This is a genomic window from Albidovulum denitrificans, assembly GCF_002973535.1.
In the GTDB taxonomy this organism is placed as follows: Bacteria; Pseudomonadota; Alphaproteobacteria; order Rhodobacterales; family Rhodobacteraceae; genus Albidovulum; species Albidovulum denitrificans.
Map to the genome: position 1 here is coordinate 202,055 of NZ_PVEP01000002.1, position 15,525 is coordinate 217,579.

General features: G+C 66.5%; 12 protein-coding genes. 8 read left to right on the top strand and 4 right to left on the bottom strand.

Translation table 11 applies throughout. The features are described from left to right. The first annotated feature begins 109 nt into the window (after positions 1-109). On the top strand, positions 110-718 hold the full coding sequence (locus LX70_RS06735; RefSeq protein ID WP_105513794.1) for a transglycosylase SLT domain-containing protein: 609 nt from the start codon (positions 110-112) through the stop codon (positions 716-718). Between the two features lie 4 nt (positions 719-722). On the opposite strand, the gene LX70_RS06740 is transcribed toward LX70_RS06735, so the two are convergent. Next, complete coding sequence (locus LX70_RS06740) at positions 723-1,136, bottom strand: hypothetical protein (protein WP_105513795.1); 414 nt, start codon at positions 1,134-1,136, stop codon at positions 723-725. A 182-nt stretch (positions 1,137-1,318) separates the two neighbouring features. After that, entirely contained in the window at positions 1,319-3,892 is a 2,574-nt protein-coding gene (pepN, locus tag LX70_RS06745) for an aminopeptidase N (protein ID WP_105513796.1), read from the bottom strand. A gap of 224 nt (positions 3,893-4,116) precedes the next feature. Here pepN and LX70_RS06750 point away from each other — a divergent pair, with 224 nt between their 5' ends. The 3 genes from LX70_RS06750 (at position 4,117) to LX70_RS06760 (ending at position 7,913) form a co-directional block, all read left to right on the top strand. Continuing rightward, the gene (locus tag LX70_RS06750) at positions 4,117-6,279 is read left to right on the top strand and encodes a malate synthase G (protein WP_105513797.1); all 2,163 of its coding nucleotides are present in this window, start codon (positions 4,117-4,119) and stop codon (positions 6,277-6,279) included. After that, a complete protein-coding gene (locus LX70_RS06755) occupies positions 6,276-7,046 on the top strand; it encodes a GNAT family N-acetyltransferase family protein (protein ID WP_105513798.1) in 771 nt (256 codons plus the stop codon). Before LX70_RS06750 ends, LX70_RS06755 begins: the two co-directional genes overlap by 4 nt. Positions 7,047-7,136: 90 nt before the next feature. Continuing rightward, on the top strand, positions 7,137-7,913 hold the full coding sequence (locus tag LX70_RS06760) for a gamma-glutamyl-gamma-aminobutyrate hydrolase family protein (RefSeq protein ID WP_105514156.1): 777 nt from the start codon (positions 7,137-7,139) through the stop codon (positions 7,911-7,913). A gap of 6 nt (positions 7,914-7,919) precedes the next feature. Here the strand turns inward: LX70_RS06760 and kynA are convergent, their stop codons facing one another. Together kynA and kynU are read right to left on the bottom strand one after the other, a co-directional pair. Further along, positions 7,920-8,756, bottom strand: coding sequence for a tryptophan 2,3-dioxygenase (gene kynA / locus LX70_RS06765; protein WP_105513799.1), 837 nt, complete (start codon positions 8,754-8,756; stop codon positions 7,920-7,922). A 131-nt stretch (positions 8,757-8,887) separates the two neighbouring features. Then, a complete protein-coding gene (gene kynU, locus LX70_RS06770; protein WP_105513800.1) occupies positions 8,888-10,084 on the bottom strand; it encodes a kynureninase in 1,197 nt (398 codons plus the stop codon). A gap of 183 nt (positions 10,085-10,267) precedes the next feature. Here kynU and LX70_RS06775 point away from each other — a divergent pair, with 183 nt between their 5' ends. The 4 genes from LX70_RS06775 to LX70_RS06790 all read left to right on the top strand — a co-directional run bounded on the left by LX70_RS06775 (position 10,268) and on the right by LX70_RS06790 (position 15,477). After that, entirely contained in the window at positions 10,268-10,708 is a 441-nt protein-coding gene (locus LX70_RS06775; RefSeq protein ID WP_105513801.1) for a methyltransferase family protein, read from the top strand. A 130-nt stretch (positions 10,709-10,838) separates the two neighbouring features. Then, the gene (locus LX70_RS06780; protein ID WP_105513802.1) at positions 10,839-12,413 is read left to right on the top strand and encodes a Re/Si-specific NAD(P)(+) transhydrogenase subunit alpha; all 1,575 of its coding nucleotides are present in this window, start codon (positions 10,839-10,841) and stop codon (positions 12,411-12,413) included. A 15-nt stretch (positions 12,414-12,428) separates the two neighbouring features. After that, positions 12,429-13,862 (top strand): NAD(P)(+) transhydrogenase (Re/Si-specific) subunit beta, encoded by a 1,434-nt coding sequence (locus tag LX70_RS06785; protein ID WP_105513803.1) that lies wholly within the window; start codon positions 12,429-12,431, stop codon positions 13,860-13,862. A gap of 331 nt (positions 13,863-14,193) precedes the next feature. Next, a complete protein-coding gene (locus tag LX70_RS06790) occupies positions 14,194-15,477 on the top strand; it encodes a DUF3422 family protein (protein WP_105513804.1) in 1,284 nt (427 codons plus the stop codon). Positions 15,478-15,525 lie beyond the last annotated feature (48 nt).

Here is a 15,525-nt window from a genome sequence, read left to right on the forward strand (position 1 = left end):
CGGGCGGCGGGATTTCGCCGACCTCTGACAAGGGCGATTGCCCGAACCCCCGCGCCGCGCCAGAAGGGTGGGGCCGGTGCGCAATGCCGGTGCCTTCTGGCGTCCACCGATGCGAACCGCCCTTCGCCCGCTTCTCACCGCTCTCCTCCTCTGTCTGCCCGCCGCCTGCGTTCAGGCCACGGGTGAGGCGGAAGTGACGCAGATGTCGCTTCTGCCCGTCATGCGCTGGGATCACCGGCCCGAGGCGGAGCGCTGGACCCAGGCGACGCTGGCCGCGCTGCGCAGCGAAGGGGCGGTTCTGGAAACCACGGTTCCCGCCGACATCGACGCCTTCTGTCCGGGATATGAGGAGGCCGCGCCAAAGGACCGCCGCGCCTTCTGGGCCGGGTTCCTGTCGGCGCTGGCCAAGCATGAAAGCACCTGGAACCCGAAGGCCAGGGGCGGCGGCGGCAAGTGGATCGGCCTGATGCAGATCGCGCCGCAGACCGCGCGGGCCAACGACTGCGCGATCCCCGAGGGCAAGGGGCTGACCGACGGGGCGGCGAACCTTGCCTGCGCGGTGCGGATCGCGGCGAAACAGGTCCGGCGCGACGGCGCCATCGTTTCGGACGGGTCGGGCGGCTGGCGCGGCGCGGCACGGGACTGGGCGCCGCTGCGCAGCGCCGAAAAGCGCGCCGACGTGGCGGGTTGGACCAGCCGGCAGAGCTACTGCAACTGACCTCTCAGGCCAGAACGCGCACGCCGCGCAGGCCGAATTCGCGGATGATCTGCTGAAACTCCAGCTTCTCTGCCCCCGGCAGCGGCAGGATTTCCCCCGTCCCCATGTTCAGGAAACAGGCCGTCGCGCCCTTGTTGGTGCGGCAGACCGTGACGCTGTCCACCTCGCGCAGCTGGATCACGTCGACGCCGCGCGGGCGGTAGATCTCCACCCAGCCGCGGCCAAGGCGGAACCCCTTGACGGGGTTAAGCCAGAGCCGACGCACCACAAGCGCGACATAGACCAGCGCCAGCGCGATCACCAGTTGGCCGAGGTCGAGCGTGATGCAGAGATAGACGACGGCCATCGCGAGGCCGAGTGCGATATATGTGCCAGGCCGTCTGGCCTGACTGCGATAGCCAAAGCTTTCGGTATTCATGGTTCAGCCCTTTCCACCCGGCGCCAGATTACGCGCCGCGCGCGGCCCCGTCGAATGCGGGGCCGGGTTTGATGCGCGGGCCGAAACGATTCCGGCCGACCGGGGGCATTGACGGCGCGCGGACCCCAGTCGGCGGGGCGGCGAACAATCAGCGGGCGAATGTCCCCGGAATCGCTGCGCTATCAGGCCGCCCCGGCGCCAAGGATACGGCCCACCATCTCACCCGTATTGCGCGACAGGCCCGGCTGGCCCGCGATACGTTCCAGCTCGGCCCGGATCAGGGCCTGCCGGTCGGCATCGTAGCGCGCCCAGGTCTCGAACGCCGTGGTCATGCGGGCGGTGGTCTGCGGGTTGACCGGGTCGAGGCGCAGCAGCCAGTCGGCGTAGAAGCGATACCCCGCGCCGGACGCGTCGTGGAAGCCCGCGTGATTGGCGGCCAGCCCGCCCAGAAGCGCGCGGAAACGGTTGGGGTTCTTCCAGTCGAAATCTGGATGCGCGGCCAGCTTTCGCGCGGTTTCCGGGGCGCGGGCCGGGTTGCCGTGCAACATTTGGAGCATGAACCACTCGTCGATCACCAGACGGTTGCCCTGCCAGCGGTCGTGGAAGGCGGCAATCGCCGCCTCGCCGCGCCCGGCATCCAGAAGCGCCGCCAGGGCGCCCGCGCTTTCGGTCATGTTGTCGGCGCCGGCGAAAAGCGCCGCCGCCCTGTCGCCGCCGTCGATCCGGTTGAGGAAGGCAAGGCAGGTCAGCCGCAGCGCCCGCCGCCCCGCAGGACCGGCATCGGGCGAAAACGGGGCAGAGGAGGCCAGCGCGTCATAGGCGGCCGACAACGCCGCCGCGTTCGCCTCGGCAATCGCGCGGGCCAGCGCCTCGCGCCCGGCATGGATGGCGGCGGGGTCGGGGACGCGCCCCGCATCGGCCAGCGCCTGCGCCAGATCGTCCTCTCCCGGAAGCCACAGGCACAGCGCGCGGAAGGCGGGGTCGAGCGTTTCGTCGCGCAGCACCGCGCCCATCGCCTCTACCAGCCGCGTCGAGGGCGCGCGCCCCTCGGCGATCATCCCGGTCAGTACATCCTTGGCCAGCGCGCGGCCCGCCTCCCACTTGTTGAACGGGTCGGTGTCATGGGCCAGCAGGAAGGCGCGTTCCGCCTGATCGGTCTTGCGCTCCAGCATGACGGGGGCGGAAAAGCCGCGCAGGATCGAGGGGACGGGGCGCGCCGCCAGCCCCTCGAACCGGAAGCTTTGCGAGGTTTCGGTCATCTCAAGGACCGTCGTCGGCACCACCTCATCCCCGTTGGGGTTCAAAAGCCCGACGGCAATCGGGATCACGCGCGGGGGCTTTTGGTCCTGCCCCGGCGTCGGCGCGGTCTTTTGCGTGAAGGTCAGCGTATAGGTGCCGTCCGACCAGGCTTCGGAGACATGCAGGCGGGGCGTTCCGGCATCGGTGTACCAGCGCTTGAACTGCGACAAGTCGCGGCCCGTCGCATCCTCGAACACCTTCAGCCAGTCCTCGATGGTCGCCGCGTCGCCGTCATGGCGGTCGAAATAGAGGGCCAGCGCGCTGGCGTAGCCCTCATCCCCCACCAGACGTTTCAGCATCCCGATGACCTCGGCGCCCTTCTCATAGACCGTGGCGGTGTAGAAATTGTTGATCTCCACATAGCTGTCGGGCCGGACCGGATGGGCGAGCGGCCCGGTATCCTCGCGGAACTGGCGGGCGCGCAGTTGCAGCACGTCGTCGATCCGCTTGACGGCGGCCGAGCGCATGTCCGAGGTGAACTGCTGGTCGCGGAAGACGGTCAGCCCTTCCTTCAGGCACAACTGGAACCAGTCGCGGCAGGTGATGCGATTGCCGGTCCAGTTGTGAAAATATTCGTGCGCGATGACGGATTCGATCCGCTCGAAATCCGCATCGGTCGCCGTTTCGGGAGAGGCGAGAACGAGCTTGGAGTTGAAAATGTTCAAGCCCTTGTTCTCCATAGCGCCCATATTGAAGTCATCGACGGCGACAATGTTGAAAACGTCCAGATCGTATTCGCGGCCATAGACCTCTTCATCCCAGCTCATCGACCGTTTCAGACTGTCCATCGCATAGTCGCAGCGCCCCTCGTCGCCCTTGCGGACCCAGATGGCCAGCGCCACCTCGCGGCCCGACCGGGTGGTGAAACGGTCGCGCACCGCGACCAGATCGCCCGCCACCAGCGCGAAGAGATAGGCGGGCTTCTTCCACGGATCGGTCCATTCGGCCCAGCCCGCGCCACTGGCGCCGGGATTGCCGTTCGACAAGAGGACCGGCATGTCGCTTTCGATCCTGACGGTGAAGGGCGCCATCACGTCGGGCCGGTCGGGATAGAAGGTGATGCGGCGAAAACCTTCTGCCTCGCACTGGGTGCAGTACATGCCGCCGGACATGTAAAGCCCTTCGAGCGCGGTGTTGGTTTCGGGCGCGATCTCCACCTCCGCCTCGAAGGTGAAGGGGCCGTCGGGCAGCAGCGCGGCGGGGATCGTCAGGCCGGTGTCATCCGCCGTCACGTCGATGTCGGCGCCCTCGATCGCCGCCCGGATCAGCGTCAGCCCGCCACCGTCAAGGCGCAGGTCATGGCGGCCGGGGCGGTCGGGATTGGGCGCGAAGGCGATGCGCGACAGGACGCGGGTCGTGCGCGGGTCCAGCCGGAAGGTCAGCGCCACGTCCCCGATCCGGTAGGGATAGGGCTGATAGCTGGCCAGAAGGGTGGGCTGGGGGGTGGCATCCTTCATGGAAGGGGTCCTTTCGCTGGGGCGTCGCGGGCGGCACGATAGGGCGGGGCGTCCCTGCCCACAATGGCCGCTTTGGGGGCGTTTCGGGATATTATTCGAAAAACACGAAAGGTCCTTTCGGGAAAATACGGCAATCCGGCGGGTCCCCTCGGTTGCGACAGGTCCGGCGCGGGGCTACCTTGCCGCTGCCGGAGGTCCGCCCCGGCGCCAGAAAGGATCGCGACATGGGCATGAGAGTGGAACGCGGCGGCCTTGCCGTCGATCGCCGTCTGGCAGAGTTCATCGAGGACCGCGCCCTGCCGGGAACCGGCATCGCGGCCGACCGCTTCTGGCGCGGCTTTTCCGCCATCGTCTCGGACCTTTCCCCCCGCAACCGCGCGCTTCTGGACAAGCGTGAGGCGATGCAGGAGCGTATCGACGCCTGGCACGTCGCCCATCGCGACACGGCCCATGACCCGCAGGCCTATCGCGCGTTTCTTGAAGATATGGGGTATATCACCCCCGAAGGCCCCGATTTCGCGATCGAGACGGCCAATATCGACCCCGAATTTGCCCGTATCGCGGGGCCGCAACTGGTCGTGCCGATCATGAATGCGCGCTTTGCCCTGAACGCCGCGAATGCGCGCTGGGGATCGCTCTACGACGCGCTTTACGGCACCGATGCGCTGGGCGACCTGCCATCGGGCAAGGGCTATGACCCGGCGCGCGGCGTGCGGGTGATTGCCTGGGCGAAGGCGTTTCTGGATGGGGCGGTGCCGCTGAAGCGCGCGAGCTGGGCCGAACTGACGGGGATCGAGGCGGGCGCCGCTTTGCGCCTGCGCACCGCCGGGGGTGAGGTCGCGCTGGCGCGACCGGGGCAGTACCTCGGCCATGCCGAGGGCAAGGCGGGTCGCGCGGTTCTTTTTGAAAACAACGGCTTGAAGATCGAAGTTGTGATCAACCCCGACCACCCGATCGGCAAGGGCGACCCGGCGCAGATCGCGGATGTGCGGCTGGAATCCGCCATCTCCGCCATCATGGATTGTGAGGATTCCGTTGCCGCCGTCGATGCAGAGGACAAGGTCACTGCCTATTCCAATTGGCTTGGCCTGATGCAGGGCGATCTGGCCGAGGAGGTGACGAAGGACGCCCGCACCTTCAGCCGCACGCTTCACGACGACGCCACCTATACCGCCCCCGACGGCAGCCGCTTTGACGTCAAGGGCCGCGCGCTGATGCTGGTGCGCAATGTCGGACATCTGATGACCAACCCGGCGATCCGCGACGCCAATGGCGAGGAGGTCCCCGAAGGCATCATGGATGCGATGGTGACGGTACTGATCGCGCTTCATGACCTGAAAAAGACCGCAGGCCCGCGTAACTCCGCCACCGGTTCGGTCTATGTGGTCAAGCCCAAGATGCACGGACCGGAAGAGGTCGCCTTTGCCGATGAGGTCTTCACCCGCGTCGAAAAGGTGCTGGGCCTGGCGCAATACACCGTGAAACTTGGCATCATGGATGAGGAACGCCGCACCTCCGCCAACCTCAAGGAATGCATCCGCGCCGCCAGACACCGTGTCGCCTTCATCAATACCGGCTTTCTCGACCGCACGGGGGATGAGATTCACACCTCGATGGAAGCCGGGCCGATGGTGCGCAAGGGGGAGATGAAGGCCCAGCCCTGGATTTCCGCCTATGAGGATCGCAACGTCGATATCGGTCTGGCCTGCGGGCTGTCGGGCAAGGCGCAGATCGGCAAGGGCATGTGGGCGATGCCCGACCGGATGGCCGACATGCTGCGCGAGAAGATCGCCCATCCCATGGCCGGGGCGAACTGTGCCTGGGTCCCGTCGCCCACCGCCGCCACGCTGCACGCGACGCATTACCACAAGGTCGATGTCTTTGCCCGCCAAAGGGAAATCGCGGCGATGGCCCGCCCCGCGCGGCTGGACGATCTGCTGACGATCCCGCTTGCCCAGGGCCGCAACTGGTCAGAGGAAGAGATCGCGGCAGAGGTGGAGAACAACGCCCAAGGCATCCTTGGCTATGTCGTGCGCTGGGTCGATCAGGGGGTGGGCTGTTCCAAGGTGCCGGACATCCACGATGTCGGGCTGATGGAGGACCGCGCGACCTGCCGCATCTCCAGCCAGGCGCTTGCCAACTGGCTCTTGCATGGCGTCGTGAGCGAAGGCCAGGTGATGCAGGTCCTGCGCAAGATGGCCGCGGTCGTGGACCGCCAGAACGCGGGCGACCCGGTCTATCGCCCGATGGCCCCCGATTTCAGCGGCCTTGCCTTTCAGGCCGCCTGCGATCTGGTCTTTCTCGGCCGGGTCCAGCCCTCGGGCTATACCGAGCCGGTGCTGCATCAACGCCGGGCAGAACTGAAGGCGGCGGGGGCAGGGGCATGACCCTGACCGATGCGGGCTTTCGCGTCGAGGTGCTGTGCCTGCCCGACACCCCGCGCGACAGTCTCGATAAGGCCGCCGGGGCGCTTTATGCGCTTTTCGGCGCGCGGGAGAAGGAATTCGGCTTCGGCCCGAATGTGATCGTGGACTATCCGCAGGTGACCGGCCCCGACACGGGCTTTCTCGCCGATCCCGTGGCCCATATCGCCGCACGGGTGGAGGCCCTCGGGCGTGACGGCCCGATCGCGCGCGTCGTCCTGCTGACCACCTATGGCGATCTGCTTTTGCCGCCGCTGACCGGGGCGGGCTACCGCGCCGAACGGATCGACATGCCCGCGGGCCCCGACCAGACCTTTGCCTTCACGCTGGACCGGGACAGCGGGGCGGGGCGCTGCCTCTACCTTGAGGCCGTGAACGAGGCCGATGAAAAGATCCGCCCGAGTTTCGTGATCCGGTTGCTGGATGGGACCGGGCGGCTTTGCGGCGGCGCCTGCGGCGCGGTCCACGGGACCCATGCCTATCTCTCGATCCTGACGCTGATCCCCGGCCTGCCCGCCGGAACCGGCACCACGCTGGCGCGCGAGGTTCTTGCCATCCTGCGCGGGCAGGGGGTGAGGGCGGTCGATCTCGGCACCCAGACGGCGGGGCGGTTCTACGAAAAGCTTGGCTTTCGCGTGACGCACCGGCTGGTGCGCGGGCTCAGGACGCGGGTCGCCGCCGATGGGCGGCAGATCGACGACGATCTGGTGATGCTGCGCGCCACGCTCTGACCCGGATGCAGACCCCCCTGTGCGGCGGCGGGGCTTTTCTTGGCCGCGACGGCATCCTATCCTTCCCCGAAGACCATGACGGAGAAGCCCATGCCGCGGCCAGTTGTCGGCATCATCGGCAACATGAGCTTGCTGAACGACCAGTATCCCGCGCATTCCGGCGGCACGATGAACAGTTGCGCCGTGGCGCAGGCTGCGGGGTGCCTGCCGCTCATCATTCCCGCCGATCCGCGCCTGGTCACGGTCGAGGAACTGCTCAGCGTCTGCGATGGTTTCCTGCTGACCGGCGGGCGCCCGAACGTCCACCCCGAGGAATACGGCGAAGCCGCCACCGAGGCGCATGGCGCCTTCGACCGCTGCCGCGACGCGATCACGCTGCCGCTGATCCGCGCCTGCGTCGATCGCGGCCAGCCCTTCCTTGGCGTCTGCCGGGGCTTTCAGGAGGTCAACGTCGCCATGGGCGGCACGCTTGACCCCGAGATCCGCGACCTGCCGGGGCGGATGAACCACCGGATGCCGCCCGACGGCACGCTTGAAGAGAAATTCGCCCTGCGCCACCCGGTGCGCTTCACCGAAGGCGGCGTCTTTCACCGGCTGCTGGGGGCGGGGGAGGTGATGACCAACTCGCTTCACGGTCAGGGGATCAAGGCGCCCGGCGCGCGGGTGGTGATTGACGGCACGGCGCCTGACGGCACGCCCGAGGCGATCTATATCGCCGGTGCGATAGGTTTCACGCTTTCGGTCCAGTGGCACCCGGAATGGAACGCCACGGCCGACCCTGTCTCCCGCCCGCTGTTCGAGGCCTTCGGCGATGCGGTCCGCGCCTGGGCCGAAACCCGCCACGCCCCGCAGCGCGCCACGGCCTGAGGCCGGTCAAAGCGCCGTGCGGACCTGCCAAAGCTCGGGGAACAGCTCCACCTCCAGCATCCGCTTCAGATAGCTGACCCCGCCGGTGCCGCCGGTGCCGCGCTTCAGGCCAAGCACGCGCTCTACCGTGGTGACATGGTTGAACCGCCAGCGGCGGAAATAATCCTCGAAATCCATCAGCTTCTCGGCCAGTTCGTAGATCGGCCAATGCGCCTCGGGGTCACGGTAAACCACCGCCCACATCGCCGCCACCCCGTCGTCCGCCACCCAGGGCGCGGCGCAGTCGCGGGTCAGAACCGCCCCCGGCACCGGAAGGCCGCTGCGCGCCGCCGCCGCCAGCGCGGTATCGTAAAGCGAGGGCCGCGCCAGTTCCGCCTCAAGCAGGGCAACAAGGTCGGGCCGGTGCGCATGGGGCTTCACCATCGCCGGATTGCGGTTCCCGGCGGCGAATTCGATCAGGCGGTACTGCCAGGACTGAAAGCCCGAGCTTTGCCCCAGCGTATCGCGAAACCGGGTGTAATCCGACGGCGTCATGGTGCGCAGCACGTCCCAGGCGGAATTCAACTGCTCCATGATCCGCGCGACGCGGGACAGCCCCTTGAAGGCCGGTTGCAGCCGGTCCGCCGCAATCGCCTCGCGCGCCCGGCCCAGCTCATGCAGCATCAGCTTCATCCAAAGCTCCGAGGTCTGGTGCTGGATGATGAACAGCAACTCATCCCCCGCATCGCTTTGCGGATGCTGCGCCGTCAGCACCGCGTCCAGCGACAGGTAATCGCCATAGGACATGGCGCCCGCGAACGACATCCGCGCGCCCTCTGTCCCCGGATCATAGGGGTCCGCCATGCCATGTCTCCTCGCTTCTTCGTTGTCCAAATACTCCGGGGGGTTGTCCATTGGTGCGCCATTGGTCCAAGCCCAATGGACGACGGGAGGAACCCCCACACGGGTCCGGGCCGCAAGGCCCGGAAACGCCCTCAGGTCACACCCGCGCGCCGCTTGTATTCCGCGCGGTCCCAAAGTCCCCCGTCCATGATCCGCGCCATCACCGCCACCGCGCCCTCCACATCCGCCATCGTCGTGTAAAGCGGCGTGAAGCCAAAGCGCAGGATGTCGGGCGCGCGGAAATCGCCGATCACGCCCTCGGCAATCAGCGCCTGCATGATCGCATAGCCCTCCGGGTGGCGAAAGCTGACCTGGCTGCCGCGCGCGGCCGGGTCGCGGGGCGAGGCGAGCGTCAGGCTGGGGCAGGCCGCCTCCACCCCGGCGATGAAGGCCTGCGTCAGCTCGATCGACCGCGCCCGCACATCGGCCATCTCGACCCGGTCCCAAATGTCCAGTGACGCCTCAAGGGCCGCGAGCTGCAGGACCGGGGGCGTGCCGACCCGCATCCGCTCCACCCCCGCGCCGGGGCGGTAGTCAAGGTCGAAGGCAAAGGGCGCCTCATGCCCCAGCCAGCCCGACAGCGCGGGGCGCGCGGTGTCCTGATGGCGGGGGGCGACATAGATGAAGGCCGGGCCGCCGGGGCCGGAATTGAGGTATTTGTAGGTGCAGCCGACCGCAAAATCGGCCCCGGCGCCTGCCAGGTCCACCTCGATCGCGCCTGCCGAATGGGCCAGGTCCCAGACCACCAGCGCGCCCGCCGCATGGGCCTTTGCGATCAGCCGCGCCATGTCGTGCCTGCGCCCGGTGCGATAATCGACCTCGGTCAGCATCAGGACGGCAAGGTCGGGGCCAATCGCCGCCTCCACCTCTTCCGGTGCCACGGTGCGCAGCGCGTAGCTCGGCCCCAGCGTGCGCACGAGGCCATCGGCGATATAGAGGTCCGAGGGGAAGTTGCCGGTATCGGACAGGATCACCTTGCGGTCGGGCCGCAGCTCCAGCGCCGAGGCCAGCGCCTGATAGACCTTGATCGACAGCGTATCGCCCAGAACGATGCTCCCCGGCTCCGCCCCCAGAAGCCGCCCGATCCGGTCGCCCAGGCGGCGCGGCTTTTCCATCCACCCGGCGCGGTTCCACGCGGTGATGAGCATCCCGCCCCATTCCTCTTCGACGCAGGCCCGGACACGCTCGGCCGCCCCGCGCGGCAAGGGGCCAAGCGAGTTGCCGTCAAGGTAGATCACCCCTTCGGGCAGGGCGAAAAGATCCTGTGTCCTGTCGAAATCCGTGGCCATGGGCGTCTCCCTTTGCGCAACTCCGCCGATCTTCCGTCATGCTTGGAACACAACGTTCTGCGATACCACAGGAAATCCGGCCCGCCCGCAAGACGTGCCGGGAAACGGCACCGGCCGGACTTGCGCCCCATGGGTCGGGGGCCATAGATATGCCGCCGGGGCGTGAGGAGACGAAGACAGAGAATGGCCAAAGAGATTGATTACCCGCCCGTCTGGCTGGCCGGTTTCGCCGCGATAGGGCTGATCGTGGGCAGCGTCTTTCCCCTGTCCTTCGACGTGAACAGCATCATCGGGGCGGCGCTGATCCTGGTCGGGCTGGTCGTCATGCTGGTCGCGGCGGGCCAGATGTTTCTGGCCAGAACCACCGTCATTCCCCACCGCGACCCCTCGGCGCTGGTGATGGGCGGGATCTTCGCCCTGTCGCGCAACCCGATCTATCTGGCCGATGCGCTGGTCTTGACCGGGCTTTACCTGCACTGGGACGCGATCGTCGCCCTGCCGCTTGTCATCGTCTTCATGGTCGTCATCACCCGCCGCTTCATCCTGCCCGAGGAAGCCCGGCTTCAGCGTCTTTTCGGTGAGCTTTTCGAGGACTACCGCGCCCGCACCCGGCGATGGATCTGACCTTCCGGCACCCCCTACAGGAATTGCCTGTTGTCCCCTGATGCCGCAACGCGGTAACAGTGACCCGACGCTTTTGGCAACAATATTGCGTGGTCAGGGGCAAGGTGTTGAGCCTGGAAGGGGAGAGACAGTGAAGATCGGGGTTCCGAAGGAGATTTTCGAGGGCGAGAACCGGGTCGCGATGACGCCGGACTCGGCGCTTCAGTTGCAGAAGCTGGGTCATGAATGCCTGATCGAGGCAGGCGCGGGCGCGAAGGCCGGTTTCTCGGACGCGGCCTATGAGGCGGCGGGCGTCAAGGTCGTCAAGACCGCCGCGGCGCTTTTCAAGGAGGCCGACCTGGTGGCCAAGGTCCGGCCGCCCAGCGATACCGAGACCAAGCGGCTCCGCAAGGACCAGACCCTGATCTCCTTCTTCTATCCCGCTCAGAACAAAGAACTTCTTGAGCTTGCGAACAAGCAGGGCGCGACCGTCATCGCGATGGACATGGTGCCGCGCATCAGCCGCGCGCAGAAGATGGACGCGCTGTCCTCGATGGCAAACATCGCGGGCTATCGCGCGGTGATCGAGGCCGGCAACAACTTTGGCCGCTTCTTCACCGGCCAGGTGACCGCGGCAGGCAAGGTGCCGCCCGCGAAGGTCCTGATCGTCGGCGCAGGCGTCGCGGGTCTTGCCGCCATCGGCACCTCCACCAGCCTCGGCGCCATCACCTATGCTTTCGACGTGCGCCCCGAAGTGGCCGAACAGATCGAATCGATGGGGGCGGAGTTCGTCTATCTCGATTTCACCGAAAGCCAGACCGACGGGGCGGCGACCGGCGGCTATGCCGCGCCCTCGTCCCCGGAATTCCGCGAAGCGCAGTTGAAGAAGTTCCGCGAACTGGCGCCCGAGGTCGACATCGTCATCACCACGGCGCTGATCCCCGGCCGCGATGCCCCGGTTCTCTGGACCAGGGACATGGTCGAGGCGATGAAGCCCGGCTCGGTCATCGTCGATCTTGCCGCCGAGCGCGGCGGCAACTGCGAACTGACCAAGGCGGATGAGAAGATCGTCACCGACAACGGCGTGACCATCGTCGGCTATACCGACTTTCCCAGCCGCATGGCCGCCCAGGCCTCGACGCTTTATTCCAACAATATCCGGCACATGATGGCCGATCTGACGCCGGGCAAGGACGGTGTCGTCAACCAGAACATGGAAGACGACGTGATACGCGGCGCCACGGTCACCCATGACGGCGCCATCACCTTCCCGCCACCGCCGCCCAAAGTGCAGGCCATCGCGGCGCAAAAGCCGAAGGAAAAGGCCCGCGAGCTGACGGTCGAGGAAAAGCGCGCGAATGAGGTTGCGGCCTTCAAGGCGCAGACCCGCAACCAGGTGACGCTTCTGGGCGTCGGCGCGGTGCTGCTGCTGGCCGTCGGCCTTGTCGCACCGGCCAGCTTCATGCAGCACTTCATCGTCTTCGTGCTGTCGGTCTTCATCGGCTTCCAGGTGATCTGGAACGTCTCGCATTCGCTGCACACGCCCTTGATGGCGGTAACGAACGCGATTTCGTCGATCATCATCCTTGGTGCGCTGATGCAGATCGGATCGGGCTCTTACCTCGTCATCCTCCTGGCCGCGCTGTCGGTCTTCATGGCCGGGATCAACATTTTCGGTGGCTTCATGGTCACCCGGCGCATGCTCGCCATGTTCCAGAAGTCGTAAGGGGAGGCCGGGGAAATGGAATTCGGATTCACCACGGCCGCCTATGTCGTTGCGGCAGTTCTTTTCATCCTCTCGCTCGGCGGGCTCTCCGGGCAGGAAAGCGCCAAGCGCGCGGTCTGGTACGGCATTGTCGGCATGGCGCTGGCGGTCGTGGCCACGCTGATCGGGCCGGGCGCGGGCCTCTGGCTTCTCTCGGTGATCCTGATCGCCGGTGGCGGCATCATCGGTCTTTACGTCGCGCAGCGCGTCCAGATGACCGAGATGCCGCAGCTTGTCGCGGCGATGCACAGCCTCGTCGGCCTTGCCGCGGTCTTCATCGGCTATAACGCCCATATCGAGGCCGCCCGCGTGGCGGCGATGGACGAAACCGCCCGCGCGGCGTTGCACGGCTTTGCCGCCGTCCTGGCGCATAAATCGCCGGTGGAGCTGTCGATCCTTCGGGTCGAGGTCTTCCTTGGCGTCTTCATCGGGGCGGTGACCTTCACCGGCTCCATCGTCGCCTTCGGCAAGCTTGCGGGCAAGGTCGATGGCAAGGCCAAAAAGCTGCCCGGCGGTCATATGCTGAACGCGGGCGCGGCGATCCTGTCCTTCATCTTCCTCCTGATGTACCTCAACGGCGCGGGGACGCTGCCGCTGATCCTGATGACGCTGCTGGCCTTCTTCATCGGCTATCACCTGATCATGGGGATCGGGGGCGCGGACATGCCGGTCGTGGTGTCGATGCTGAACAGCTATTCCGGCTGGGCCGCGGCGGCGATCGGCTTTTCGCTCTCGAACGATCTGCTGATCGTGGTGGGCGCGCTGGTCGGCTCTTCCGGTGCGATCCTCAGCTACATCATGTGCAAGGCGATGAACCGGTCCTTCATCAGCGTGATCCTCGGCGGTTTCGGCAACACGACCGGCCCGGCGATGGAGATCGCGGGCGAACAGATCGCCATCGACGCCGACGGCGTGGCGGCGGCGCTGAAGGATGCCGACAGCGTCATCATCGTGCCGGGCTATGGCATGGCCGTGGCGCAGGCGCAGCAATCGGTCAGCGAGCTGACGCGGAAACTCCGCGCGCAGGGCAAGGAGGTGCGTTTCGCCATCCACCCGGTCGCGGGCCGTCTGCCGGGCCACATGAACGTGCTGCTGGCCGAGGCCAAGGTGCCTTACGACATCGTGCTTGAGATGGATGAGATCAATGAGGACTTCCCCGAAACGGATGTCGTCATCGTCATCGGCTCGAACGACATCGTGAACCCGGCGGCGCAGGAAGACCCGAACAGCCCCATCGCCGGGATGCCGGTGCTGGAGGTCTGGAAGGCGAAACAGGTCTTCGTGTCCAAGCGCGGGCAGGGGACCGGCTATTCCGGCATCGAGAACCCGCTCTTCTACAAGGACAACACGCGGATGTTCTATGGCGACGCGAAGAAATCCGTCGACGGGCTTCTGCCGATGCTGGACTGAGGCGGCCAGCATTCCCGATCAGCGTGACCCCGCCCGAAACGGCGGGGTCATTTTCTTTTGTGCGGGGGGGGGGCGGCCTGCACGAAAGCCCGCAAGACCGCCAATACCCCCGGATCGCGGACCTAAAGCGTTTCGGGTTTCCGTTGAGAAAGCAAGTATCAGAATTCGAACGAAATAAGTTCGAATTCTGATTCAGTGTAAACCCGAAATGCTATAGCGGCCGTCGCATACCACGGTATGCCTCTAACCAACTGCAATAATTGAATTTTTCTCTTTATCGGTCGCGCCCTTTCCTCTAGCCTGCCCGGCAATCTCACGCGGACAGGCGGATATGGCCCCGATCGACAACCATCCCTTGCGCTATGCGCTGGTGAACGAGCTTCATGCGCGGCCGTTCCCGAACCTCGATGCGCCCTGTCACGCGGTCTATTTTGCGGTCAAGCAGCCCGCCGATGCGCATAACCGCGACCGGACCGCCGACCGCGATCACCTGCTTGCGCTTCTGGACCGCAACGGTGCCGTTCACCCGCCCGAAGGCGCCACCCATCACGCCGCGCGCATCGGGCGCTATGACCTGAAATGGGAAAGCCACACCGAATTCGTGACCTATTCGGGTTTTGGCCGCGGCCTTGGCGCGCGCCCCTTCGACCCGGCCGAGGCCGAAGTCTTTCCGGCCGACTGGATGGCAACCGCGCCCGGCAAGGTGGTCGCCGCGATCCTGGTCCGGGTAGAACCGCTGCCCGAGGACCTCGATGAGGTCAAGACCAAGGTCGAGGACTGGTTCGTTGCCGAAAGCGTCGCCTGTTCCTGGGTGCTGGATGAGGCCGCGATCATCGCGGGCGATTTCCAGATCGACCCGGCCGGGATGATGCGCTTCGCGGCCTTCGTTCGCCCCGGCACCGGGCAGCGCCGCATCGGGCGCATCGTCCAGCGCCTGTGCGAGATCGAGACCTATCGCGCCATGTCCATGCTGGGCCTTGGCCGCGCGCGTGAGCTGGGGGCAGGGCTGAACGCGCTTGACCCGCAATTGTCGGACCTCGTCCGCACCATCTCGGACCAGGCGCGGGATGCGGAGGAAACGCTGAACGACCTGCTGGACATCTCTGCCCGTCTGGAAAGTCTGGCTGTCGCGCATTCCTTCCGCTTCGGCGCGACCGGGGCCTATGAGGCGATCGTGACCCAGCGCGTCTCTGTCCTGCGCGAGACAAGGTTCGACGGCCGCCAGACCTTTGGCGAATTCATGATGCGCCGCTACGATCCGGCGATGCGGACGGTGAAATCGGCCGAGCGGCGGCTGGAGCAGATGGCGGAGCGGGCCGAACGGGCGGGGGAGCTGCTGCGCACCCGCGTCGATGTCGAACGGCAGGGGCAGAACCAGAAGCTTCTCGAAAGCATGGACAAGCGCGCCGACCTGCAACTGAGGCTGCAACACACGGTCGAGGGGCTGTCGGTCGTGGCGATCAGCTACTACGCCGTCAGCCTTGCGACCTATCTGCTGCTGCCTGTGGCCGAGGCGCTGCACTGGCCGAAATCGGCGCTGACGGCGGGGCTGGTCCCGGTGGTCGCGGGCCTTGTCTGGCTGATGGTGCGGCGCATCCGCAAAAGCTTTCATTAAAGGCGATTGACCTTTCCCCAAAGCGGCGCGACGGTCGCGCCGCAAGGG

Bases quoted from the DNA above. Each gene is read 5' to 3' on its own strand.
- LX70_RS06785 (WP_105513803.1), top strand. From the start codon at position 12,429: ATGGAATTCGGATTCACCACGGCCGCCTATGTCGTTGCGGCAGTTCTT.
- kynU (WP_105513800.1), bottom strand. From the start codon at position 10,084: ATGGCCACGGATTTCGACAGGACACAGGATCTTTTCGCCCTGCCCGAA.
- LX70_RS06755 (WP_105513798.1), top strand. From the start codon at position 6,276: ATGACCCTGACCGATGCGGGCTTTCGCGTCGAGGTGCTGTGCCTGCCC.
- LX70_RS06760 (WP_105514156.1), top strand. From the start codon at position 7,137: ATGCCGCGGCCAGTTGTCGGCATCATCGGCAACATGAGCTTGCTGAAC.
- LX70_RS06790 (WP_105513804.1), top strand. From the start codon at position 14,194: ATGGCCCCGATCGACAACCATCCCTTGCGCTATGCGCTGGTGAACGAG.
- LX70_RS06735 (WP_105513794.1), top strand. From the start codon at position 110: ATGCGAACCGCCCTTCGCCCGCTTCTCACCGCTCTCCTCCTCTGTCTG.
- LX70_RS06750 (WP_105513797.1), top strand. From the start codon at position 4,117: ATGGGCATGAGAGTGGAACGCGGCGGCCTTGCCGTCGATCGCCGTCTG.
- LX70_RS06740 (WP_105513795.1), bottom strand. From the start codon at position 1,136: ATGAATACCGAAAGCTTTGGCTATCGCAGTCAGGCCAGACGGCCTGGC.
- LX70_RS06775 (WP_105513801.1), top strand. From the start codon at position 10,268: ATGGCCAAAGAGATTGATTACCCGCCCGTCTGGCTGGCCGGTTTCGCC.
- pepN (WP_105513796.1), bottom strand. From the start codon at position 3,892: ATGAAGGATGCCACCCCCCAGCCCACCCTTCTGGCCAGCTATCAGCCC.
- kynA (WP_105513799.1), bottom strand. From the start codon at position 8,756: ATGGCGGACCCCTATGATCCGGGGACAGAGGGCGCGCGGATGTCGTTC.